Raw genomic sequence first — 23169 nt, forward strand, 5'->3', positions numbered from 1 at the left:
CCAGCTCATAGCACCTTTCTTCATGTACGACACCAACTCCGAAGGAATTACCGTGAAAGCGGCAGGCTAGTGGCGGAGGATTTCACATGACGGACCAACTTTCGGGTGTACCTGTTGCTCCCGATAGATTGCCGCTCATCGGCCACAGCGTGGCCATCATCCGCAACCCGCTCGAATTTATGGCGTCACTGTCCGACGTCGGTGACGTCGTGCAGATCTTTCTCGGTCCGCGACCGGTGTACTTGGTCACGACGCCTGAGCTGATTCGACAGGTCAGCTTGAACGAGAACAACTTTCGTCGCGACGAGCTGGCCGAGTCGATCAAGGACATCTGCGTCAACTCGGTGAACATCCTTACTGGCAAGGAGCACGAGCTACGTCGACGGATGATTGCGCCCGCCTTCAAACAGGCAAGGCTCGCCGACTATGCCGTGGTCACAGCCGAGATCGCGAACAGGTGGGCCGCGTCCTTCGAAGACGGTCAGGACGTCAACCTGATGTCGTCGGCGCATCGTGTTGTGTTGGAGACGGTGTCGTCGACGTTGTTCACCGGTGATTTCACCGCGCATGCGCAGGACCAGATCCGCGAAGACATTCCCTGGCTGCTTACCGAAGTCGTGCGCCGGGGATCGCTACCTGCGAGTGTCCGGAATGCAAGGCTTCTGGCGAACTGGCGTTTCAAAGTCCGATCGAAGCGGTTGCGCGAAGCGATCGGCGAGGTGGTGACGCAATATCGGCGCAACGACACCGATCAGAGCGATGTGCTCTCTGCGTTGATCCGCCATACCGATCAACTCACCGGCACAACCCTTTCCGACGAGGAGATCATCGACGAACTGATCCTCGTCATGGCGGGAGGCGTCGGTTCGCAGGCGTCGCTGCTCGGCTGGATCCTGCACGAAGTCATTTCGAAACCCGACGTGGCGGAGAAGCTGTATCGCGAACTCGACGACGTCGTCGGCGCCGGTCCTGTACGGCCGGAACATATTCCGGCGTTGCCCTACCTGCGTCTCGTGCTGCGCGAAACGCTGCGGATGTGGGCGCCCTGGGTGAGTACCCGCACGACGAACGGCGAAGTGACACTTGGTGATCGGACTCTGCCGGACGGTGCGATCGTTGCCTACAGCCCGTACATGATCCATCGCGACGACGAATACTACGAGAACGCAAACGATTTCGATCCCGAGCGCTGGACGCCTGAACGAGCGGCGACAGCAGAACAGCGCACGTCGTTCACCTTCGGTATCGGACCACGGCGTTGCCCGGGCAACCACTACTCGATGCTTGCAATCTCGATCCAAGCGGCGGCGTTTCTCGCGCGCTGGCAGCCCGTCGCAGATTCCAAGTACGTCGTGAAGCCGTCGAACAAGGACTTCGTGCTGTCACCGTCGGCAGTTCCCGTGCGAATGCGCTTGCGCGCCTGAGTCAGTCGTCGGGCGGCGTGAACTGGCTGGCGGTGAAGACGGCGCCTTGCGGATCGCGTATCAGGGCGTCCTTCGTCCAGTCGGTGTCGTCGGTCGTCAGGATGGTGGCACCGAGGCGCTCTGCAGTCGTGACAGTCTCGTCGCGGTCGGCAACCGTGAAGGCAACGTGCCAGTGCGGTGGCTCGCCGTCCTGGACTGGTGCGAGCCATCCGATGGCGTCGGAGAATCCGGGCGGCACCAGCTCGCTCGATTGCCGTTCGTAGATGTCGGGATCGACGGTCGCGGCCAGGTGCGCTCCGTAACCGGGCTGCCGAATCATCGTCGCGTAGCCGATATCGTCGAACGCCCAGCCGAAAACCTCTGTGTAGAAGGCGATCGCTGTCGTCGAGTCACTGGCATGGAGGTTGCTGAAGTTCCACGATCCAGGTGTGTTGGTGACTTGCGCACCTGGCCGTCGTTTGGCTTGCCACAGCCGAAACTGCGCCCCTGTCGGGTCGGTGCACACGACAGAAATCCCGCCCTCACCAGCGGGTGTCGGAGGTTCGACGATCTGTCCACCAGCGGCCGTGACACGCTCGGCGGCAGCGTGCGCATCGTCGACGGCAACGTAGGTATTCCACGCTGATTCGCGTGTCGGAGCGGCTACTGTCGGCCCTCCGACCGCGGCAACATCCTTGCCGTCGAGTTGAGCAATGGCGTAGCGGAATGGTGACTCGGACGGCGTCGCATCGCTGAAGGTCCAGCCGAACAAGCCGCCGTAGAACGTCTTCGCGCCTTCGACGTCGTTCTGCTCGACATCGATCCAGGAGGTAACGCCCTCAGGGTAGTTCCGGATCATCGTTCGCTCCGTTCGGTCGTCGCGCGTTGCTCGGTGCCCCCGAACGTATCCGGGGGCACCGACACCGACGACCGGGGCCGCTATCCGACCTGCGCGCTCCGCACGGGCAGCTTCCAGCCCGGTCGAATGAAGTGGCACGTGTAACCGTCCGGGTAGCGCTCGAGGTAGTCCTGATGCTCGGGCTCGGCTTCCCAGAAGTCACCTGCCGGGGTTACCTCGGTGACAACCTTTCCTGGCCACAGACCGGACGCGTCGACGTCGGCGATCGTGTCGAGCGCCGTCTCCTTCTGCGCGTCGTTGTCGTAGAAGATCGCGGAACGGTAGCTCGCACCCATGTCGTTGCCCTGTCGATTCTTGGTCGACGGGTCATGGATCTGGAAGAAGAACTCGAGCAGCGTGCGGTAGCTGATCTTGTCTGGATCGAAAGTGATCTCGATGGCCTCGGCATGGTTGCCGTGGTTGCGGTAGGTCGCGTTCGGAACTTCGCCGCCGGTGTAGCCGACACGCGTCGAAATGACACCCGTCTGCTTGCGGATCAGGTCCTGCACACCCCAGAAGCAGCCGCCTGCGAGGATGGCCTTCTCGTGTGCAGTGCTCATACAGTGCTCTCCTCGTTCGAGTTTGTCCGATTACCCATACAGACTGATCAACACCGCAGCCTGCTCGGATAGTCCTTCACCTCGTCCAGGCTAGTGACGTTTACCGAACCTGCGCCACAACGAAGATGCGCCGGAACTCGTAGAAGGTCGAGCCGTCGGGTCGCTTCGGATATTCCTGGTCGAGCAGCGGCACCAACTCGTCCCGAAATCGATTCCAGTCTTCTTCGGACAGTGCAGCTTTGACGGGAACGAGGGCGGTGCCCTTGATCCATTCGAGAACCGGATGCTCACCGTCGAGTTGCTGGATGTAGGTCGTCTCCCACGCGTCGACCGAACATCCAGCGGCGCTGAGCAGATCGGCGTACTCGGTCGGCGTGTCAACCACTTTCCCGACCCGAAACGGTATGTCTGCGAGGTGCGGGATCCAACGTTCGGTACTTGCGAGCTCACGCACGGCCGCGTGTGACGGTGCGTCGAAGTTGCCGGGAACCTGGATGGCGATCCAGGACTTCGACGGGAGCAGTCCAGCCCAGCTCTGCATCAGTTTGCGATGCTCGGGGATCCACTGCAATGCCGCGTTGCTGACGAGGACGTCGGTATCGGGTTCGGGAGTCCAGTCCCGCAGATCCAGTACGCGGGCGTCGAGGCCGAGCAGGCGTGCGGCGTCGACCATCTCCGGCGAGCTGTCGACGGCTTCGATCGTCGCCTCCGGCCACCGCTGCGCGAGGCTGACGGTGAGATTGCCTGGGCCGCAGCCCAAGTCCGCAACTCTGCGGGGCGCGGTCGCGCCAATCCTCGATGTCAGTTCGTAGAAGGGCCGGCCACGATGATCTGCGAACGCAAGATATTGGTTGGGGTCCCACATGTGATTCCACATTACTTCTCGGCCGACACGTTCGCCTCGGATCGACCGGCCAGTAAAGCTAGTTGGTCCGCCAGACGGCCGGGATCCCGAGAATCGGCGGAATCCCAGCCTGCTGCGGATCGAACAGCACATCGACTGTGTGGCGTTTGCCCGCGGGATCGATTTGGTAGATGTAGTCGACGGAACCATGGAAGCCGGTCCCACACCACAGGTTCGCCGTGCCGTACGGACTGATGAGCCAGCGCGCGGATCCGCCGAACGGTGCGCTGACCGTGTTGCTGCACTGGTAATCGGGACCCCGCCGCGGGTCTGCGCTTGCGGAGGGAGCGAGTGCAACGCTCAGGCCGATCGTCGCTGCGGCAACTGCGGTCGCGCAGAGTACGCGGTTCTTCATGCGGTTCCTCGATTTCGTTTCGTCTGGCTCGGCACGCTCGAGCCACGGATCGGGTCGGTGGGAGCCTATGAGCAACCCGGCGCGTGCAACAGCCGCTATTTGGAGTGGCTTGTGGGACGTGGGTTAAGTCGTGTAGAGCGCGAGTGCGTTACAGCGCGTCAGCGACGAGATTGCGTTCGTCGTAGTCGGATCGCGCCTTCGCGATTTCGTCCTGGTGCAACTCGGTCCAGGTGACCAACGACTGAATAGTGGCGTGCAGCGTGGTCCCGAGCGGGGTCAGGACGTAGTCCACCCGAGGTGGCACGACGGGGTGAACTGTCCGCTCGACGAGCCCGTCGCGTTCGAGTTTGCGCAGCGTCACGGTGAGCATGCGCTGGCTGATTCCGTCGATCATCTTGCGCAGTTCGGTGAACCGCAACGTGCGGTTGTCCAGCAGCGCTATGACGAGTAGCGACCACTTGTCGGCGACCCGATCGAGAATCTGGCGCACCTCACAGCCCTCGCGGGTGTCCCACTGAAAGGCGTCGTACGGGTCGTCGTACTGGTCACCGACGGTATTCACGCAGTAACCCGGTTCCTTCGAAGTGCCTTCTTCCATAACCTGTAATGGTGCCCGATGATGAGGTCAGTTACAAGAAGTAACTGACCGTCGTATCAGGAACCGAACAGGTTTCTGCATCGGGAGTAGAGGGAGAGTTTTGTGACAAGCCTGTCCTCTCCGGACAAGACAGCCGTCGCGGCCAAGGCCGAACGGATCAGCGGCCGAGGTTGGGCAATTCTGCTCGTTTTGTGTGGAGCGATCTTCTTGGAAGGCATCGACATCTCGATGGTCGGGGTCGCTGTCCCGTCCATTCGTGCTGAACTCGGCATGTCGACGAGTGCGCTGCAATGGGTGGTCGGCGCGTACGTGCTCGGGTATGGCGGCTTTATGTTGCTCGGCGGTCGGGCGGCGGACTTGCTCGGACGCCGACGGATGTTCCTGCTGTGGCTCGGTGTGTTCATCGTGTTCTCAGGACTCGGCGGATTCGCCACCGAGGGGTGGATGCTCATCACCGCACGCTTCGTCACCGGCATTGCCGCGGCCTTTATGGCGCCGGCCGGATTGTCGATCATCACCACACGATTCCCGGAAGGTCCGGCGCGCAACAGAGCGGTACTCGTCTACGCCGGAACGGGTGCTGCAGGGTTCACGCTTGGTCTCGTCGTTGGCGGTGTTCTGACCGAAATAGACTGGCGCTGGGTATTTTTCGCGCCCGTTGCCATGGCGGCGGTCATTCTCGTCGCCGCAATTCGGCTGATCCCTGCGGAACCTCGGTCCCTGCCGCGCACGTTGCAGAGTTTCGATCTGGCCGGTGCGTTTACCGCGACGTCGGCGATGCTCTTGCTGGTGTTTGCTGTCGTTCGTGCACCAGACGTTTCGATCACGTCGACCGTTGTTGCGGCGCTTGCGAGTTCGATATTCTTTCTGGTCTTCGTCGTGGTCGAGCAGCGGGTTCCTGAGCCTTTGATTCGGTTGGGCATCCTGCGGTCGGGCCCGCTCCTGCGGGCGAACGTCTCTGCGATTCTGTTCTCCGGGTCGTTCATGGGGTTCCAGTTCATCCTTGTTCTCTATCTGCAGGAGCTTCGTGAATGGTCGCCGCTTCAGACCGGTCTGGCGATGCTCGTCTCCGGAGGTGACGCCATACTGGCGCCGACCTTGACTCCAGTACTCGTCAACAGATTCGGCAATGTGCGAGTTGTATTGGGCGGCTTGCTGATCGGTGTGGTTGCATACGGACTGTTCGTCCGAGTCCAAGTCGATTGGACCTATGCGGCCATGCTGCCGACGATGGTGTTGATCGGGGTTTCGTTTGCGATGGTCTACGGTCCGCTGACGATCGCCGCGACCGATGGAATCGTCGAGAACGAGCAGGGACTCGCAAGTGCATTGCTCTACACCTCATGGCAATTCGGAACCGCACTCGGCCTTGCCGTCGTGACCGCCGTGCAGGTGGCGGCCCTCGAAAGCAGTGGCTCGGCAGAGGGACTGCTCGAGAGCTATCGAGCGGCGCTGGTTGTGCCAGTGATCGCCGTACTCGCTGCCGTCGTGGTCACCGGATTCGGGTTGCGCCGCAGGGTCGGAGAAGTCACCGCACCTTGACGAGCCTCATGGTGCCGGAGCCGTCGGCTCCGGCACCGTCGTCGATAAGGACGCGGTCACCGGGCTGTAGTGGTAGGTCAGTGCCTACCAAAGCGTCCCAGGCGACGATCTCTTCACATTCTTCGGTCACGAGGATGCCGAAGCCTTCGTACGCGCCGCCGTACCACTGCTGGACGACGGCCCACACCTTCGAATCCATGGCTACCTCTCCCGTTTGATGCCGAGCGCCTACGACCGCGTTTGTCTTGGTCACACTATTCGCTTTCGCGGTGGCGTGGGTTGCGCCGAACCTTTTGCTCACGCGGCTTCGATGTATTCGAGGTGCACGCGTTTGGTCGGGAACCAGGCGTCGATTCTGTTGCGCGGCAATGGGAGTGGTGTCGGTAGGGGTGGAGCTGTGGAGGTGTGTTGATGTCCTGTAGGGGTGGTGATGGTGTAGCTGTGCAGTTCGCCGGGGATGCGTTGGTCGAGTGTTGTGGACCAGCCGTCGGCTTCTTTGGCGTAATTGCACGCTTCGCAGAGTCCTGCGGAATTCTCGTAGGTGGTGTCGCCGCCTTGTGCGACGGATTTTGGGTGGTCGCCGTGTTTGATGGGTGCGCCGCACCAGGGTGTTCGGCAGGTGCGGTCTCGGAATCGGGTCATCCGCAGCATTCCTTTAGGGAAGCAGCGCGATTTCGATTCCATCGCGGTCAGAGCTCCGGTTGTGGGGTTGGCGTAGAGCCTGCGGAGTTCGATGGTGGCGTCGGTGTCGTGGAGCCAGTGTTTGACCAGGTCGGCGGGGATGGGTCCGTAGCCGGGAACCTCTGCCGCAGCAGGTTTGGTCCCGAGCAGCGCTTCGTCGGAGATGACGATGTCGACGGTCATCGGGACTGCGGTGGCGGTGGACAGTCCGGTGACGCGTTCGACGAGCAGGTCGGCCATGACCTGGGCTTTGGTGCGGTGGTCGCCGGCGGCGACGACCGCGGCGGCGTCGCGCATCAGGGTGGCGTGGACGGTGACGGCTTGTTTCACCGGTAGCAGTGCGGTGACGTAGGCCATGGTGTCCGGTGCGGGTCGGGAGGTGACGCAGCGGTCGGCGGTGGCTTTGCGGGCGCGGCGGACGAGTGCTTCGGTGTCGAGTTCGATCGCGATGGCGAGGGCGGCCGCGGCGATCTGTTTGTCGCCTTTGCCTGCGAGGGTGGCGGGGTCGCCGCAGAGTCGGCGGTCGACGATGCGGCGGTCTTCGCGGCTGAGGCAGGCTGTTTCGCGGACGAGGAGGGTGGCGCGCCATTCGGTGAGGTCGCCGGTGACGAGTCGGTCGAGGGTGTGGGGCATGTCTTCGTCGAGTGCTTGGGCGAAGCCGAGGTATTGGTTGCCTTTGTGGTGGGAGCAGCGTCGTGCGAGGCCGATCTCGAGGGGGATGCCGGCGTCTTGCTCCTTTTTTCGACAGTCCTCGGGCGGCGCGTTCGGTGCGTCGTGCTTTGGCGAGGTCGGCGGTGAGTTTGGCTTGTGCTGCGGTGCAGCCGGATAGGAGTTTGTCGAATTCGGTGATCGAGTCGCTGCGTTCGGTACAGCTGAGGGTGCGGTCGATGTCTGCTATTTCGGCTCTGATGGCGGCTATTCGCTGGGGGAGCGACTGCTGTTCCTTGGTGTCGAACATGCGTTCTATTCTATTGCGAATTCAGCTCATCCGCAAGCGATTTCAGCCGCACGCAAAGGCGTTGTGACAGCAGTACGACCATCGTCGGGGACGCCCTCACGCCGTCCAGCGACGTCAGGGGCACCTTCACGCCGTGCCCGTCGGCAACACGCAGACTGTGTCGATTCCCAGCACATGGTTGAGTCGTCCGAAGGCGAGCCACGAGCCCAAACACATTGTCAGTTCAACGATTTGGCGTTGATCGTAGGACGCCGACATACGGACCCAGAACTCGTCGTCCAGCCCATGATGGTCGAGTGCATACCGTTCGGCGTATTCGGCGGCCAACCTGGTGCGCTCGTCGAACGCGTCGGTCGTTCGCCAATTCTCGACGGCCTCAGCGAAAGTCGATTCCACCCTGGCACCGTCGCGTTCCGTTCGCCAGTCCTGGCAAAAGATGCAGCCGTTGATCTGAGCGATCCGCAGCCGTGCCGCCTCGAATTCTCTGAGGCCTAGTGTGGTGTCGGAGTAGACCTTCAGCGAGAACTTCGCCGCTGCCGTGCCGATGCCAGGCACCATCTCGCCCCACACATATGCGATGGGATCTTTGCCGTCGGGAACGTCGATCATCATGTGGAGGCCATCCTTTTCAACTTGCCGAGCGCCGGGAGGAGAGGTACATCGAGCGCGTCGTAGATTCCCGGCCCGGCCGACCGAAGCCAGGGGATTGCGTTGACCAATCTGCCTACCGCAGTGGCGTTTCCACCTGCCGCGCGACTTCCACCCTCGTCGGTCGCCTCGACGCTGATCTCGATACGAGGGCGTCCTTCGATGATCACCTTGTGGACGCCGTCGCCGCCGTCGGGCGGCAGCGGCCAGTCCGGTGCACACGAGGGATGGATTCTGGTGATGTGTTCGATGACGATCAGCGGTTCTCCCTCGACGATTCCCTGCACCTCGAACCGCAGTGCCCCTTGGGTTCCGGCCTCGAAAGTTCCCATGTTGGGCGTTTCGATCGTGCTGTCGAGTGGCCGCCGCAGCAGCGTCTCGCGAATCTCCTCCAGTTCGACACCGAGGGCGCGTGCAATCAACCGAATCTGTCCGCCCCACACCATCGTCGGAATCTTCGGTGCGACCATCGGCGCGACGTAGTCCATCGGTTGGCCCATGCCGATGAGGTATCGAACGGAATCGGGTTGGTCGTAGGTCGTGTAATCGAAGATCTCCTGGCATCGAACGCTATCGACCGACGACGCGAGTCCCGTGGCGAGAACGGGCAGAATGTCGTTTCCCCAGCCCGGATCGATGCCGGATACGAACAACGCACCGCCACCGGCGGTGATCGCGGCGAGAACCGGATCGCGGACCTCCGGGGGAGCGGACCGCGGGTCGTACAGCGCATACAACGACGGCGTCACGACTGTGGCGCCGCGACCGATCGCTCTCGTGATGTCGGCGAGTGCGTCGTCGGGACGGATGTCGCCGGACGCGGCGTAGACGGCGGCATCGGCGACGGCCAGCGCCGCGTCGATGTCGTCGGTCGCGGCGACGCCCAATGTGCGCCCCAGTCCGGCAATCTCGCCCGCGTCGCGTCCTACCTTGTCGGGGTTGTGGACGATGACGGCAGCGAGGTCCAAAACAGGGTGAGAATCGACAGCGCGGATCGCGGCACGGCCGACGTTGCCGGTGCCCCACACGACCGTACGAATCCGATCTCGGCTGCTCATGCACTTCACAATAGAACGTGTTGCAGTTTTTGGGGAGGGGCTGTTGCACCGCACTTCGAAGCACACGGGTCAGGTCGTCGAGAAAGCTCGACATCGTGGCACGACCCGTCGGGGTGTCGGGATATCGGCTCCGCAGGGCTATTCCGTCGTCGGTTCGCGAGAACCAGAACTGCGCGTCGTCGGCAGCGGTCACATTCGAGACATGATGGGCATCGATTGCGTCGTGCAATGCGGCACCGGGCAACTTCCGGTAGTCGACGTAGGATGTCATGAATACGTCGGACCTCGTTGCCTTCAGCCCACCCAACACTTCGACAACGTGCGCGAGCGGAATCTCACCCATCTGCAACGCATTTCGCAACTTTCCACCATTGCGGCCGAGGGCATCGATGAAGTCGGCGCCCGCGGCGACCTCGATGGGCACGTTGGTGGTGAACCACCCGACTGCGTGGTGCCAATTCTCCGAGCGTCGCGTGCGTACAGGGACCAGCACCGGCATGTGGGCGGATTCGTTTGGTGCACAGGCGCACTGCGCCATTGCGGTCAACACCCCGGCGAACACGCTTGTGTTCGCACGCTGGCAGACCTCCGCGAGACGCTGGGTCTCCTCGGCATCGAGCACATGACGGACGTCGGATCGCTGCGCCGCCGACGACCCCGCGACGACGCCGAGGTCGAGCGGAAAACTCGGCGGCGCACAGTCGTTCTTGCGAAGAAACTCGAGCCACGCGCGCATCCGTCGGTCGTCGGGAGAGACCTTCTCGACGACCGCTTCGGCGGCGCAGTAGTCGATGAAGTCCCCGACCTCCGGGAGCGGTTCGATACTCAGACCGCTGGCATCGGCAAGGTATCCGGAATACAGGTGGTGCAACTCGGCAACGATGATGGCGATCGAGTACGCGTCGACATGTGCGTGGTCGAAGCCGCAGAATACGGTCGACCGTCCTGGCCGATCGATGGCCGACAATAGGCATGTGGAGGCGCCGAAACGTCGGCAATGCATATCGAGTGCGGACCGAAGATGGTCGCGGACCTCGGTGGAGGTGTGAAAGCTACTGTCCTGCAATTGTTTCAGCTGGACCCGGCGATGCAGTTGCCGCTCGATTCCTTCATCGTTCCGTACGAAGGAATTTCGCAACGCGCCGTGCCGGTCGAGGAGCGCGCTGAACGCCTGCTCGAGGGCCTTGCCGTCGATCGGTCCATCGACATCGAAGCCGCCAGCGAGCCACACGCTCGGTCCGTCGGGCGCGTTCAGATGGAAGTTCTGGTTGAAGGACGGCGGCACCGCGGACCTGATCGGTGGGCTCCCAGGAGCGACGACCCACTGCAGAACAGTGCCGGGCTCGGGGGAGTAGCGGTCAATTGTTGTGACGTGCAAGGATCAATCCCTCGTCGACAACCGTGGACCGGGGGATCGCGTAGTCGCCGTCACGCGCAACCGCAGCAATCACACGGTGCAAATGTTCGTGATACCTGGACAATTCGTTGCGAGCCTGTGGCGTGTCCGGAGTCTGGCTGCCGAAGTAGAGATGGCTGTGGTCGCGGTTGATCCACATCGAGGCATTGGCTGTCTCGCCCTCTCCCGTGAAGAGCAGTCCCTTCTCGTAGGGGGTCGATCCGACTCCGGGAAACCAACGAAAATCTATGTAGGACAGCATGTGTGGACTCTTCGCCACTTCCTCGGCAGACGCGCCCGACGCGAGTAGTGCCATGATCACAGCCTGCACCGGTACGCGAGCCAGACGCTTCGACCGAAGGTGGCCTTCGTGAGCAAGCGGCATCAGCTCGCGGAACGACGACGCGTCGGCGGTGCGGAACGCCACTGGGGCAAAGTTGCAGAACCAACCCTGCGAAAGCGCGTAGTTGCCGACGTCTCGGCTGTTGAGGACGCTCATACCGTAGTACTCGGGTCGGCCTGCGAGTTCGTAGTCGGTGATCGCGAGAGCAGCGTAGATCCCGCTGATCAGTTTGCCGCCCGCTGCTTTGCACACGGCGTCGAATGCGTCGGTGCCTGCGATGTCGAGGAGATCGAACTCGACTGGGCGAACGGGCGCGGTCTCGCTCGGTGCCAGGCCGAGATCGAGGGCGAACGCCGGCATCGTCGAACCATGGCTTTCGAAAATCTGCAGCCACTCGGCGAGCTCGGGGGATTCTGCCGTATGAGCCTGCGCAAGTGCATGTTCCGTGCAGGCGTAGTCAGGAAAGCCGCCTGTTGGTGCTGATGTGTAGACGCTTGGTTCCGAGCCGTCGACCTCGGCTCGATAGCGATCGACCAACTCCGACAGTGCCAAGACCTGCGATGCTCCGTCGCTGAAAGCGTGATCGCAGCCGTAGTAGATGGTGAAGCTGCCAGGTCGACGGACCGCACCGAAGGCAAACCCCGGCCACCGAATGGACGTCGCATCGTTTTCGAAACGATGATGAATGTAGTCGGCGAAGGCATCGGTGTGTTCGAGTGCGCCCGCATTGTGGACCTCGAAATCGATTGCTGTCGAATCGATCCGGTGTCGAACGATTGCGGGTCCAGCAGCGGAGAAGAAGGTGTGCAAGCCGTCGTGGCGATGCACATACGACGTGAGTGCTCGGGTGAGAGCGTCCTCGTCGAGATCGCCCTCGACCTCGGTGGTGACACCGAGGAAAGCCCGGTGTGGACCGCCGCGTTGCTGCTTCGCGAGGAAGCCTCGAACATGGGTCTGCTGCAGGAAGGTCGGTGGATCGGCCTCGACGGGTGCAGCGTCGGCAACCGCCCGCGCCTGCTCGGTCGGACGCCACTCGAGTAGATCACCCGGCTCCGGTCGCCAGTTTCGCATCGCCGTTATGATCATTCGACCTCCTCAGCTTGCCCGCTGCGTTTCGTCGGCCGCGTGCGAGAAGGTCCCGCCGTCGGCGACTGATGTGAGCATCGACCCGAACGTGCTGATCAAGCGTTCGACGTTTCCTGTCGCCGTAGCGTTGCCGGGAAAGCGAGTAGAGATCGTCAGTCCGGCCGGTGCGCGGCTGATCCAGAAGTAGACTTCGTCATTCGATTCCGAACGACCGCGCAGCGTTCGGGCGCGCCACTGTGGCCACTGTTCGGCGTCAGGCACATACCGAACATCCAGATAGGACAACGCGAACCGCGGAATCGCAGAATTGTCGAGCAGTTCGGCAATACGCGGATAGGGAAAGCGCGCCAGCTCCTTTGCCGACGCGACAGCTGTCGTCGCGGCAGCCAGACAATCCTCGAATGTCGTTGCACCGCGGAGATTCACCTCCACAGGGACGATGCCCACGTACCACCCGACAGAGAAGCGATAGGCCAACTCGTGTCTGGTGTGCATCGGCATCGTGAAGCGCAGGGTCGGGTCCCCGGTGAGCTCGCGGTTCGCCAAGGCGACCGAGGCGAGTATCGCCGACTGCATTCCGTGGCCTGCCCGCCGGCTGTACACGTTGACGGCTTCTGCCTGCTCTGCGTTCAGCAACCACGACGAGGAGCTACCTTGCTGTGCGGCAGCGTCTTCCGAGCCGACCGAGGTGTCGACCGGCAGCGGGAACGCAGGGAACTTGCCGCCGGACTGCCGCAGGAATCGGCTCCACGTCTTCACGGCGTGATGCTCTGCAACGACCGAATTGCCAAGTTCGCGATCGTGGACGCTGAAGTCGAGGTGGCTACCGACGTCGGGCAGTCCTGGGTCGGTGCCGAACAGTTCGTATTCGTAGAGTCGGTGGATCTCGCTGATAGCCAACAACATCGAGTACGCATCCATCACCGAGTGGTCGGCGCCGAAGATCAGAAGAAACGACTCTGGCGTTTCGATGGTTGCGGCGACACAATGCGGCCAAGCAAACGGCGAGATGTGGTTGTCGAAGAAGTCGATCACCTTGGCGTGCATGTGTTCCGACGTCGACGTCTGGTGGGCAACCGCGTCGACGCCGAGCAGTTCGCCCGAGGTGGTTCGTCGTGAAAAGCGTTCGGTGCCTTGACCATCGAGATTCTCGACCACGGTTGTGCGGAACGTCTCGTGGCGCAGCATCCATGCGCGCAGTGCGCTGGCGACTTTGTCGGCGTCGTAGCGATGGTGGATTTCGAAAACGCCGCCGAGCCACGACGCGCTTGCGGCGCGATCGCTACTCCCGCGGGCGCAATGGTCCTCGTGTGTGTAGGCAAGGGGACGTGCGTCTGCGGACCAGGTCGCACCGTCGCATCGTGTGCTTGGCACCCAGGCTGTCAGTCTTCCTGCGGGTAGCGGATAGTCGGATAGTTCGGTGAATCGCATTGGGCCACATCCACTTCTGTAACCAGAGGGTGATTCGCGGTGATCACGAAGCCGGCGGCGTCCGGTGGGCAACACTGCCCGAAAGTGACGCGAAAACGATGCTAGGCGCGACGCGCCGATCGCGCGCAGCCGAAGACGCGTAACCTTTGTCACGCTAAGTAATGAATGTGGAATAGGACACAACAGACAGCCCGACATCCGATTACCGGGCGATGACCCGAATATGTCCGCGAGATGAAACCTGCGACTTCAGGCCGTGTTTCGGCAATTACCGCGTGCCCACACATCGCATCTTGGCTATGTATCGGTCCGGTTGCGGGTCGGCGTTACATCAATAAGCTCTGAACCAGTGACCAATTCGTTTGCCGAGCACCGCAGCGTCCGCCCGGCAAACTTCGGACCGATCCCGCCTCACCCACGATGGAGGGAACATGAGCACTGATAGCGACCTCGCCATCGCGACGGCAGGCCTGACCAAGTCGTTCGGAAGCTTCCGCGCAGTCGATGGCATAGATCTGCAGGTGCCTGCGGGCTCCGTCTACGCGGTTCTCGGCCCCAACGGGGCAGGCAAGACCACGTTCGTTCGGATGATCGCGACACTGCTGCGACCGGACTCGGGGACCGCCAAGGTCTTCGGCTACGACGTCGTCGCAGAAGCCACTGCCGTGCGGTCTCTCATCGGGTTGACGGGTCAGTACGCGTCGGTCGACGACGACATGACCGCGCAGGAGAACCTCGTCGTCTTCGGAAAGTTGCACGGACTTGGCCGTAAAGCGGCGCAGCTCAAAGCATCCACCCTGCTGGGCGAGTTCGGTCTCGACGACGTCGCCGATCGGCCGCTGAAGAAGTTCTCCGGCGGGATGCGTCGCCGATTGGATCTCGCGGCCAGCCTCGTCGCTGCTCCGCCGCTGCTGTTTCTCGACGAACCGACAACCGGACTGGATCCGCGCACGCGCGCACAACTGTGGGACAGGTTGCGCGCGTTGGTGGCCGAGGGCACAACGATCCTGCTGACGACCCAATACCTCGACGAAGCCGACCAACTCGCCGACCGAATAGCGGTCGTCGATCGAGGCTCGCTCGTCGCCGAGGGCACGGCAGACGAACTGAAATCCGCTGTCGGAAACCAACTCCTCGTCTTCACACTGACCGACGAAGCCCTCGCGGCGACCGCGGCTGCCGTCATATCACGCTTCACAACCGGCGACGCCGTCATATCACCGGGTGGGATCGTTGCTTCGCCCGTCGACGACCTGGACGCACTTCCGGAGATATTGCTGGCGCTGCGGTCCGACGGGGTCGCGATACGCGAAGTCAACGTCAAGAAGCCCAGCCTCGACGAAGTGTTCTTCGCGATCACGAGCCAGTCGGCACGAGGGGAGGCAGCATGACCGTCACGGATACCCGGCTATCGCCGGTCGGCACCGATCCGCTTGCCGGGCGTGTGATTCCGCACCGCATCGATGTGCGCCAATCCCTTTCGCACACGTCGACGATGGCCCAGCGCGGACTGCTCAAGCTGCGCCACAATCCGCAGCACCTGTTCGATGTGATCGCCCTGCCCGTCGTGTTCGCGGTGATGTTCTCCGCCATCTTCGGCGGTGCCATCGCAGGGTCCGTCGGCGCCTATCTCCCCACCCTGATTCCGGGCGTCATGGTGCAGGTGGCCATCGCGGCTTCGGTGACCACCGGAGTGCAACTTCGTGAGGACATGAACAAGGGTGTGTTCGATCGGTTCAGATCGCTGCCGATCGCGCGTATTGCACCGCTGGCAGGGTCACTACTAGCCGACGTCGTCAGATACGCCGTTGCTACGGCGATGACCGTTGTAGTTGGCCTGGCCATGGGGTATCGCCCCGGCAGCGTTGCAGGTCTGCTGTTCGCTTGCGTTCTCGTTGTTGCCGTGGCATTTTCACTGAGCTGGATCTTTGCGTTGATGGGTGTGCTGATGGACAAGGCATCCACCGTTCAAGGCGTTTCGATGTTGGTGTTGATGCCGCTGACCTTTATGTCGAACGCGTTGGTGCCCGTGTCGACGATGCCGGGCTGGATGCAGGCATTCGCCAACGTCAACCCTGTCTCGCACCTCGTTTCGGCTGTCCGCGAGCTCGCGAACGACGGGACCTTCGGCACGCAGATCGGTTGGTCACTGCTCGGTGCGGCGACCGTCCTTGCCGTCTTCGTTCCGCTCACTCTCCGCGTGTACATGCACCGCGCCTGACCGAAGAAGGGATCGATGTGGACGCCAAATGTCTGTCGATAGTTGTTCCGACCTACAACGAAGAGGACATCATCGGTGAGTGCCTCGAGCGGCTGACTGCGCAACTGGATCACATCGCCGAGATCGTGGTCGTCGACAACAACTCGACCGACGACACGAACAGCATCGTCGAAACGTTCGCGTCACGATTCGCCGAGGTGAAGATGATCAGCGAGCGTGAACAGGGCCTGGTATTCGCCCGAAATGCGGGCCTCGACGCGGCTACGGGTACCCTGATTGCGCGAATAGATTCCGATACTTTGGTACCACCGCATTGGGCACAGTCGATCGTCGAATTCTTTGCAGACGACACCACCGGTAAATGGGCTGCGGCGTGTGGCAGGGGAGAGGCCTACGGACTCCCGTACGGTGATCGTCTCGGCAATTTCAAACTCCGCTATCTCGGCAGAAGGACTAATAACGCTGTCCGAGAAGTACCGGTGTTGTACGGCTCGAACATGGTCCTGCGACGAGACGTGTGGCACAAGATTCGCGATGCCGTGAGTATGCGGCGAGATATCTTCGAAGATGTCGATACCGGGCTGTGCGTGGGTGAAGCAGGCGGCAGCATTGCATTTCTTCCGAATATCACCGTCGGAGTTTCTCCACGTCGTATGGAGACTCGAATGTCGGCATTTGTCGTATATATGAGTTTCCTGCCTCGGACGCTCCTGCTGCATCGTCGATTCGGGTATGCGGCGTTGGCGACGTTCGTCTACCTACCGGCGCTCACCGTGCTGCACGCGGGTCGGCTCGCCGTGATCCGCGGATACGATCCGAAGTCGGGATCGTTCTCGGCGAGAAACTATCGCCTCGCGACCGTCGATCGAATCAATCCGTAGCTAGCTATCCCCGACGCACGCTTGCTCCACGATGTCCGCCGCACGATCCGCGGCAGCGGCCGGCGAAATCATCGCTGCGGCGACCCGTCCTGCTGCCGCAACGCAGGCGGGGTCGAGCGCTCGCGTCAAGGCCGCTTGGAAGGTCGTCGGTGTCACATCGGTGAGCCGCAGCGTTGCGCCCGCACCGACCTTGGTCACTCGTGCGCCCCAGATCGGTTGATCCGCTCCGATCGAGCAGACCACCGTTGGCACTGCCGCCCGCAGGCTCGCGGCCGTCGTCCCTGCACCGCCGTGGTGGACGGCCGCACGACAGCGCGGCAGCACGGCGTCGTGGTCGACAGCTCGCGTGACGTGGACGCGGTCGTCGAACTCGAGCGCACACGCACTCCACCCTGCGGCGACGAGCACCCGGTGGCCGAGCGAGAGGCACACTCCCACAATGATGTTCATCAGTTCAGTGGCGTTCGGTACGGCCATGCTGCCGAACCCGACGTAGATCGGAGGCGGCCCGGCAGCGAGCCACTGCGTCAATTCGCCGTCGTCGGAGTCGTCGCCTATCCGCGCTCGCGTCTCCTTCGACAGATTGAGAAATCCGACGAGCGGGCGGCCCGCACCCCACTCCTTCTCGAGATCGCCGAACAGGACCGGATCGTACGCCTGGATTTCCGGCGTCCCGCGGCGCGCGATACGCGTTGCGGCGGGAGCCGTGCTGGGTGGAAGCCCGAGATCGGCCGCCAATGCATCGTCGGCGGACTTGCCTGTTCGCCACAGCAGATGCTCGACGGCGGCCCAACTCGCTCGGGTGACAGGCTCGCGGACGAGCCGAGGGAGGTGCTTCGTCGCGGGATCGAACAGTGACACCGAGCCGTTGCGTCGAACAGGGCAGTAGTGCAACGGGACGTAGGGGATGGCGAGGGATGCTGCGACGTTCAGCGCCCGTTCCTGCCCGGCGCTACCGCCAACGATCGCGTCCGCTTTGGTACCGATGGCCAGAAGTTCGGACTGCATCTGCAATCCACCTCGCATCGTGATCTCGTTGATCGCCCGGATACGTGTGAGTGGATTGGCGGACTTGAGATCTTTGCCGACCAAATCGGATTCCAACAATTCCAAGGTATCGAGCCCGTAGGAATAAGCATCGAGACCGGACGATTCGGCGAATTCGACGAGGTTCGGCGGCACTGCAATGGCTATCGTGTGCCCTCGCTCACGAAGTCGAACGCCCAGCGCGACGGCCGGCTGAATATCACCACGCGAACCATTGAAGGCAAGGACCAATTTCATGGGCGATATCACAATCTGTCGATGCCGTAATGCGCAAATGGCGCGTCCGGACTAAGATCGAATTTCGGAACGGACGACATCCTATCCACAAGATAGCATCGAACCGGAGACGCGTATGAAGTTCGCTTTCGCATTCAATGGCACCCGCGGCGATATTCAACCGGCGGTTGTCCTCGCAGCTGAGCTGCGACGTCGAGGCCACGATGTGGTGTTCGGCGCGCCGCCCAATTTGGTGGGATTCGCAGCGCGCACAGGACTGGATGCGAAAAATTTCGGCTACGACACTCGCGCGCACATGAACTCCGATCTCGTCCGCAAAGGTCCTCGGACCGGCACGCCGAGGCAGCGGCTGAAGGCTCTTGCGGAAATCCGAAATTACGGCTGGGCGCAGATGGTCGAGGAGATGTCGGAGCTCCAGGACGGGTGCGACGCCATCGTCACAGGTTTCACGACCGAACAGATCGCGATCGGCTATGCCGAGGCTGCAGGCGCGAAGCTGATCACGCTGCATCACGCGCCGATCCTGGCAAACCCGTACGTATCTCCGGTTCCCGGCGCGTCGTTGTCGTTGCCGCACTGGCTCAATCGAGCGAGCTGGCAGGTTTTCGACCGCCTGTTCTGGTTCATGACTCGTTCGCGGGAGAACCGGTTGCGGGCCGACCTCGGGCTCGAGCCGGCCACATCCGCACTTGCAGCACGCCTGGTGACTTACCCGACGCTGCAAATCCAGGCCTACGATGCCGTACTTGTTCCGGAGCTCGCGCAGAGCTGGGACTCGATGCGTCCATTTGTTGGCTTCATCGACCCGACCGCCGAGCAACGCGCCCTGATCGGCGAGGACAACGAGCCTGCGCCTGCCATCCTCGAGTGGATTGCCGACGGACCTGCGCCGATCTACTTCGGCTTCGGTTCGATGCCGGTCCCTGATCCACAGGGATTGCTGGCAGCGATCACCAAGGTGTGCGCCGACCTTGGGGAGCGCGCGCTGATCAGCGCTGGCTGGAACGACTTCGAGGTAACTCCGAGTGCGAACGTTCGCGCTATCGGCGCGGTAGACCATGACCGCGTCTTCCCGATGTGCAGCGCGATCGTCCACCACGGTGGAGCGGGAACGACGGCCGCAGCGGCACGGGCAGGTGTGCCGTCGATGGTGTGCTGGGTCGGTTCGGATCAACCGTTCTGGGGCGAGATCGTTCGGACGTTGGGGATCGGAACGTCCACCAGATTGAAGGGGCTCGATGCGGCGAAGCTCCGGGATGGTCTGGGCGAGATAACAACCGAAGAATGTCGAGAAAGGGCGCGTGCGTTTGCCGCGACGTTGACTCCGCCCGCCGCCGCCGTTGCCGCAGCAGCCGATGCCATCGAGAGTCACGTCGTTTCCGCCGAACGAGTTCTACGGTGAGGGCGCCTGCCCGCCTCGAATCATCGGACTTCGTGTACCGATTCGTCGACACCGCCTTCGGTTGGTCGGTAGTGCTGCAGGTCGCGTGGACGTTCTCGCGTCCGCCGGATCGAAAAGCGTTGTCGGAGATGGCTGCTCGACTCGCTGATGGGCCGCTGAATCGCAGGCTGGTGACACCGCGAGTCCCGCTGGCACGCCCGTATTGGACACAGTCGACGGTACGTCCAGGGGTGATCGTCGACGAAGGCGCGACAGAATCGCCGAACGAGTGGCTGAATGCGGAGCTCGATACGGTGCCCTTGAACGCCGAGGCCGGGCGGTGTTGGCAACTGCGTGGCGTCGCCACCGATACCGGGGGATTCGTGCTGTCGCTCTGCGCGTTACATCTGGTGGCCGACGGAAAGACTTTGGTATCAGCGGCTTCGAGCGCCCGCGATAGTGCGCCGCTACAGCAACCGCAGCAGTTCGGTCATGCGTCGATGCTTGGGTCCGATCTGGAAGATGCTGCTAGGCAGTTCGTTTCGGCTGGTCTCGGCATCTGTAGAGCCGCCGTTGCTGTAGCGCGTGGCAGTGGCGCCGCCGGCAATGTCGACGTTGTGAAGAAGGCGCCTCTGCACGAGCGTGCGCCGCTGGCTCGTCCTGTGTGGGCAACGGTGACTGTGGACAGGCAGGATTGGGAGGTTGTGGCGAAACGACATGGCGGGACGGCAAATTCGTTGTTCGTCGCTGTCGTGTCCGGGCTTCTGCGCACTTCTGGATATGCGCCGCTCGGCCAGACCGTCAAAGTCGGAATACCCGTAAGTCAGCGGGTCGACGGCGACTCCCGCGGCAATGCGACCGCCGGGGTGTCGGTGTATCTCACCGAGGAGCCGGTCGCAGGTGGGGACCTCGGTGGTATCAGGAGTGCGTGCAAACGTGCCTTCGCCGCGTTGTCCGCAGGCCGGCGACCCGCGTTCGTTCACCTGCAGCCGCTGTTGCAACTGCTGCCCGCGCGCTTGGTCGCCACTGCCGCGTCTGCCGGGTCCGGAATGCCGGACGCAGTTGTGTCGAACCTGGGTAACTTTCCTGCCGAACTCGCCGAGATCGGCGACGAGATTGCGACATCGGTGTTCTTTCGGGGGATCGCGCAGCACGTCGATCCGTCGTTGCCGTTCAGATTCGGCGACGGTGTTCAGTCCTGGCTGCTCGAGGTCGGCGACGACGTGTCGTTTTCGGTCGCGGCGTTCGACGAGACGCACTTCGGCGACGATGCGGTGTTGCGTGACCTCCTTGCCGGAGAGCTCGCCGGGTGGGGTGTGCCGCATCGGATCTCGTGAGGACCTACCGACAAACCGCATGTGGAGACTAAGGAGATTTCGATGAGTCGAGTAGCTGGAGCCGACGAGTCGTACCTGTTGGCGGAGAGCAACTTCGGGCTTTCGGCGCCGATTCAGTACCTGTGGATCTACGCTACGGATCCCGGTGCGAATGCGGTGAAAGGGCTGCGAGATCAGCTTGCAGCCGGTGTGCTCGATCGCCGGGTGGTCCGAGCGCGAGTCCCGCTTGCCAGGCATCGTTGGGTGCGAGCCCATCAGATCCCCGACGTGTACACCGAGGCACGTGTCATCGGCGACGACGACGTATCCGACTGGGCCGACACCCGACTCCGAATGGCCGATCTGGAGCCGGCGGCGGGTGCAGGGTGGCGGCTGGAGTGTGCGCACACGGAGTCGGGGAGACTCGTTCTCTCCCTGCTGGTCTCGCACATGATCACCGACGGTCAAGGGCTGTACAACGCGCTCGCGGCCGCGCACGCCGGGACCTCGACGTCCACACTGCCCACCGCTGACGACGTGCGGGGGTGGGCTGGTCTGCGGGGAGACCTCGCCGATTCAGGTAGCCAAGTGGTCGAAGCAGCCTCCGCCATGCGGGTGGTAGCGAAAGAACTGTGGCGCCAGCGAAAACGCGGCGGCGCTGCCAAGCCGACTCGGCCCGCAAGCATGCTTGCCTCGCCGTCCGCCGATGATGACGCCCCCGACACCACGCTTGCCATCGTCGACATCCCGAAGAACGAGTGGATCGGTACCGCAAAGCAGCACGGCGGCACACCGAACGGATTGCTGATCGCCGTTCTCGGCGGAGTCGTCCAGCGCGCGGGTTGTCCTTTGACAGACGACGAGATGCGGATCTGCATCGCCGTGAACAGGCGCGAAGACGGCGACGACCGCGCGAATGCATCCGGGGGAGTCTGGATTCGGATCCGCGACGAGATCGGTCCCGAGCGTGGACTCGGCGAGATACGAGCGCTCTGTAAAAACGCGCTCAGGGAGTATGCGACATCGGGCAACGACAAGGTTGCCGACAACCTACAGCCGATCGTTCGACTGCTTCCGAAGAAGCTCATCGGCAAGATGATGCGCTCCGTGGTGGGTCCGGATGCGACGGTTTCCAATCTCGGTGTCGCACCCGCGACGTCCATCGAACTCGGTGAACTCACCGCCGAGTCGTTCGCGATTCGCGCCATCATGGTCGGCCACACGGCCGCCGACCGCCGCAGACAGGGTCCTGCGATCGCGGCATGGGCCGTCGAATACGGCGACAAGGTCACGGTGACGATTTTCGGAATCCATCCGGACTACTTCGGTGATACCGACTCGGTGCGCAAGCAGATCTCGGAAGAACTGACCGCATGGGGGTTGTCGGCCACGTTCTGGTGAGGTCAATGGCCGGGTGCAACGACAAAGCACTCCAACGAGATCCAGTCGCGGTATCGCTCGATCCCCATCGCTGCCATGAGGTCGGTCGTCTGGCTTCCGTGCGCCGCCAACGCCCGCAGCTTTGCGTCGAGCAGAGGTCCTTCGAGTTCGACGAGCAGCGCGAGATCTTGCCGCGCGGTGGTGGTCGGCAGGCCCGGTTCGAAGATGTCGAACTGTGTGTGCACATCCTCGAAAGCAGCACTGTGCTCGTGGATACCAGTGTTGTGCAACAGCTTCGGCGCATCGGCATCGAGGCGCGTTACGGCGGCGTCGACCCAACGTGACACCGTGCGGTGGTCCGGATGGCCGGTGAAACCGTCCGCACCGAACGTGATGACCGTCTTCGGTCGGCGATCTTTCAGTATTGCGACGAGTTCGGCGATTGCGATCTCGGGATCGACTGCCGCACAACCTCCGTCGGGGAACCCGAGCAGAACGTGGTCCTGCACACCGAGTGCGCCGAGAGCGGCCGTCAACTCGGCGGTCCGGCGTCGGCCGAGGGCCGCTCGATCTTCAGCTGGTGCGTTCAGTTCACCCGCGGTAGCGATCACGCAGGTCACGTTGGCACCCGTGGCAGCTGCAAGCGCCATCAGGCCGCCAGCTAGATACGACTCGTCGTCGGGGTGTGCCCAGATGGTGACGATATCGCCGAGCCCGGCAACCTGAGCACCGGCGGAATGGTTCTGCAAGGGAGTTGTCATGTCAGCAATCGTGTCGGTAGGTACTCACATCCAACTTCCATCGGCTCACATATGCCAGGTGAGCTACGATTTGCGCACTTTGTG

21 protein-coding genes and 1 pseudogene are annotated in these 23169 nt (G+C 62.6%); 8 read left to right on the forward strand and 14 right to left on the reverse strand.

All coding sequences use genetic code 11. The annotated features are described in order from the left end of the window. Positions 1-86 precede the first annotated feature (86 nt). Positions 87-1424 carry a cytochrome P450 gene (locus ACHIRB_RS05170; protein ID WP_395125697.1) on the forward strand — a complete coding sequence of 446 codons (1338 nt, stop codon included), beginning with the start codon at positions 87-89 and terminating at the stop codon, positions 1422-1424. Between the two features lies 1 nt (position 1425). On the opposite strand, the gene ACHIRB_RS05175 is transcribed toward ACHIRB_RS05170, so the two are convergent. The 5 genes from ACHIRB_RS05175 to ACHIRB_RS05195 form a co-directional block, all read right to left on the reverse strand. Further along, positions 1426-2262: a VOC family protein gene (locus ACHIRB_RS05175; protein WP_395125696.1), complete on the reverse strand. Its 837-nt coding sequence runs from the start codon at positions 2260-2262 to the stop codon at positions 1426-1428. Positions 2263-2342: 80 nt separating this feature from the next. Beyond that, positions 2343-2861: a peptide-methionine (S)-S-oxide reductase MsrA gene (gene msrA, locus ACHIRB_RS05180; protein ID WP_395119149.1), complete on the reverse strand. Its 519-nt coding sequence runs from the start codon at positions 2859-2861 to the stop codon at positions 2343-2345. A 100-nt stretch (positions 2862-2961) separates the two neighbouring features. Then, complete coding sequence (locus ACHIRB_RS05185; RefSeq protein ID WP_395119147.1) at positions 2962-3726, reverse strand: trans-aconitate 2-methyltransferase; 765 nt, start codon at positions 3724-3726, stop codon at positions 2962-2964. 58 nt (positions 3727-3784) lie between these two features. Then, positions 3785-4120: a hypothetical protein gene (locus tag ACHIRB_RS05190; RefSeq protein WP_395119145.1), complete on the reverse strand. Its 336-nt coding sequence runs from the start codon at positions 4118-4120 to the stop codon at positions 3785-3787. Between the two features lie 148 nt (positions 4121-4268). Next, entirely contained in the window at positions 4269-4718 is a 450-nt protein-coding gene (locus ACHIRB_RS05195) for a winged helix-turn-helix transcriptional regulator (protein WP_395119143.1), read from the reverse strand. 102 nt (positions 4719-4820) lie between these two features. Here ACHIRB_RS05195 and ACHIRB_RS05200 point away from each other — a divergent pair, with 102 nt between their 5' ends. After that, the gene (locus tag ACHIRB_RS05200; protein WP_395125695.1) at positions 4821-6260 is read left to right on the forward strand and encodes an MFS transporter; all 1440 of its coding nucleotides are present in this window, start codon (positions 4821-4823) and stop codon (positions 6258-6260) included. On the opposite strand, the gene ACHIRB_RS05205 is transcribed toward ACHIRB_RS05200, so the two are convergent. The 7 genes and pseudogenes from ACHIRB_RS05205 to ACHIRB_RS05235 form a co-directional block, all read right to left on the reverse strand. Continuing rightward, positions 6247-6459 carry an SH3 domain-containing protein gene (locus ACHIRB_RS05205; protein WP_395125694.1) on the reverse strand — a complete coding sequence of 71 codons (213 nt, stop codon included), beginning with the start codon at positions 6457-6459 and terminating at the stop codon, positions 6247-6249. The two genes, ACHIRB_RS05200 and ACHIRB_RS05205, sit on opposite strands and share 14 nt — an antisense overlap. Before the next feature lie 98 nt (positions 6460-6557). After that, the gene (locus ACHIRB_RS05210) at positions 6558-7661 is read right to left on the reverse strand and encodes an HNH endonuclease (RefSeq protein WP_395127623.1); all 1104 of its coding nucleotides are present in this window, start codon (positions 7659-7661) and stop codon (positions 6558-6560) included. A 364-nt stretch (positions 7662-8025) separates the two neighbouring features. After that, positions 8026-8511 (reverse strand): carboxymuconolactone decarboxylase family protein, encoded by a 486-nt coding sequence (locus tag ACHIRB_RS05215; protein ID WP_395125693.1) that lies wholly within the window; start codon positions 8509-8511, stop codon positions 8026-8028. Then, on the reverse strand, positions 8508-9605 hold the full coding sequence (locus tag ACHIRB_RS05220) for an NAD(P)H-dependent amine dehydrogenase family protein (protein WP_395125692.1): 1098 nt from the start codon (positions 9603-9605) through the stop codon (positions 8508-8510). The genes ACHIRB_RS05215 and ACHIRB_RS05220 overlap by 4 nt, the downstream gene beginning before the upstream one ends. A gap of 97 nt (positions 9606-9702) precedes the next feature. Further along, positions 9703-10890, reverse strand: a pseudogene (locus tag ACHIRB_RS05225) (condensation domain-containing protein); the annotation flags it as partial. 73 nt (positions 10891-10963) lie between these two features. Beyond that, a complete protein-coding gene (locus tag ACHIRB_RS05230; protein WP_395125691.1) occupies positions 10964-12430 on the reverse strand; it encodes a condensation domain-containing protein in 1467 nt (488 codons plus the stop codon). Between the two features lie 9 nt (positions 12431-12439). Beyond that, positions 12440-13861 (reverse strand): condensation domain-containing protein, encoded by a 1422-nt coding sequence (locus ACHIRB_RS05235; protein WP_395125690.1) that lies wholly within the window; start codon positions 13859-13861, stop codon positions 12440-12442. 431 nt (positions 13862-14292) lie between these two features. Between ACHIRB_RS05235 and ACHIRB_RS05240 the strand changes: the two genes are divergently transcribed. The 3 genes from ACHIRB_RS05240 to ACHIRB_RS05250 are packed head-to-tail and all read left to right on the forward strand — an operon-like array spanning position 14293 to position 16963. Beyond that, positions 14293-15252, forward strand: coding sequence for an ATP-binding cassette domain-containing protein (locus ACHIRB_RS05240; RefSeq protein WP_395119127.1), 960 nt, complete (start codon positions 14293-14295; stop codon positions 15250-15252). After that, positions 15249-16082 carry an ABC transporter permease gene (locus ACHIRB_RS05245; RefSeq protein ID WP_395119125.1) on the forward strand — a complete coding sequence of 278 codons (834 nt, stop codon included), beginning with the start codon at positions 15249-15251 and terminating at the stop codon, positions 16080-16082. Before ACHIRB_RS05240 ends, ACHIRB_RS05245 begins: the two co-directional genes overlap by 4 nt. A 17-nt stretch (positions 16083-16099) precedes the next feature. Then, entirely contained in the window at positions 16100-16963 is an 864-nt protein-coding gene (locus tag ACHIRB_RS05250) for a glycosyltransferase family 2 protein (protein ID WP_395119123.1), read from the forward strand. Here the strand turns inward: ACHIRB_RS05250 and ACHIRB_RS05255 are convergent, their stop codons facing one another. After that, entirely contained in the window at positions 16964-18247 is a 1284-nt protein-coding gene (locus ACHIRB_RS05255; RefSeq protein WP_395119121.1) for a glycosyltransferase, read from the reverse strand. A 115-nt stretch (positions 18248-18362) separates the two neighbouring features. On the opposite strand from ACHIRB_RS05255, the gene ACHIRB_RS05260 reads away from it, so the two are divergent. From ACHIRB_RS05260 to ACHIRB_RS05270, 3 genes are read left to right on the forward strand one after another with little or no spacing between them, the layout of a single operon-like run. Beyond that, on the forward strand, positions 18363-19649 hold the full coding sequence (locus ACHIRB_RS05260; RefSeq protein ID WP_395119119.1) for a glycosyltransferase: 1287 nt from the start codon (positions 18363-18365) through the stop codon (positions 19647-19649). After that, a complete protein-coding gene (locus ACHIRB_RS05265; RefSeq protein WP_395119117.1) occupies positions 19646-20965 on the forward strand; it encodes a hypothetical protein in 1320 nt (439 codons plus the stop codon). The genes ACHIRB_RS05260 and ACHIRB_RS05265 overlap by 4 nt, the downstream gene beginning before the upstream one ends. A 42-nt stretch (positions 20966-21007) precedes the next feature. Next, entirely contained in the window at positions 21008-22345 is a 1338-nt protein-coding gene (locus ACHIRB_RS05270) for a hypothetical protein (RefSeq protein ID WP_395119115.1), read from the forward strand. Between the two features lie 2 nt (positions 22346-22347). Here ACHIRB_RS05270 and ACHIRB_RS05275 read toward each other — a convergent pair whose 3' ends face one another. Further along, on the reverse strand, positions 22348-23085 hold the full coding sequence (locus ACHIRB_RS05275; RefSeq protein ID WP_395119113.1) for a PIG-L deacetylase family protein: 738 nt from the start codon (positions 23083-23085) through the stop codon (positions 22348-22350). Positions 23086-23169 lie beyond the last annotated feature (84 nt).

Origin of the sequence: Antrihabitans spumae, from assembly GCF_043944905.1 — a bacterium.
Taxonomy (GTDB): domain Bacteria; phylum Actinomycetota; class Actinomycetes; order Mycobacteriales; family Mycobacteriaceae; genus Antrihabitans; species Antrihabitans spumae.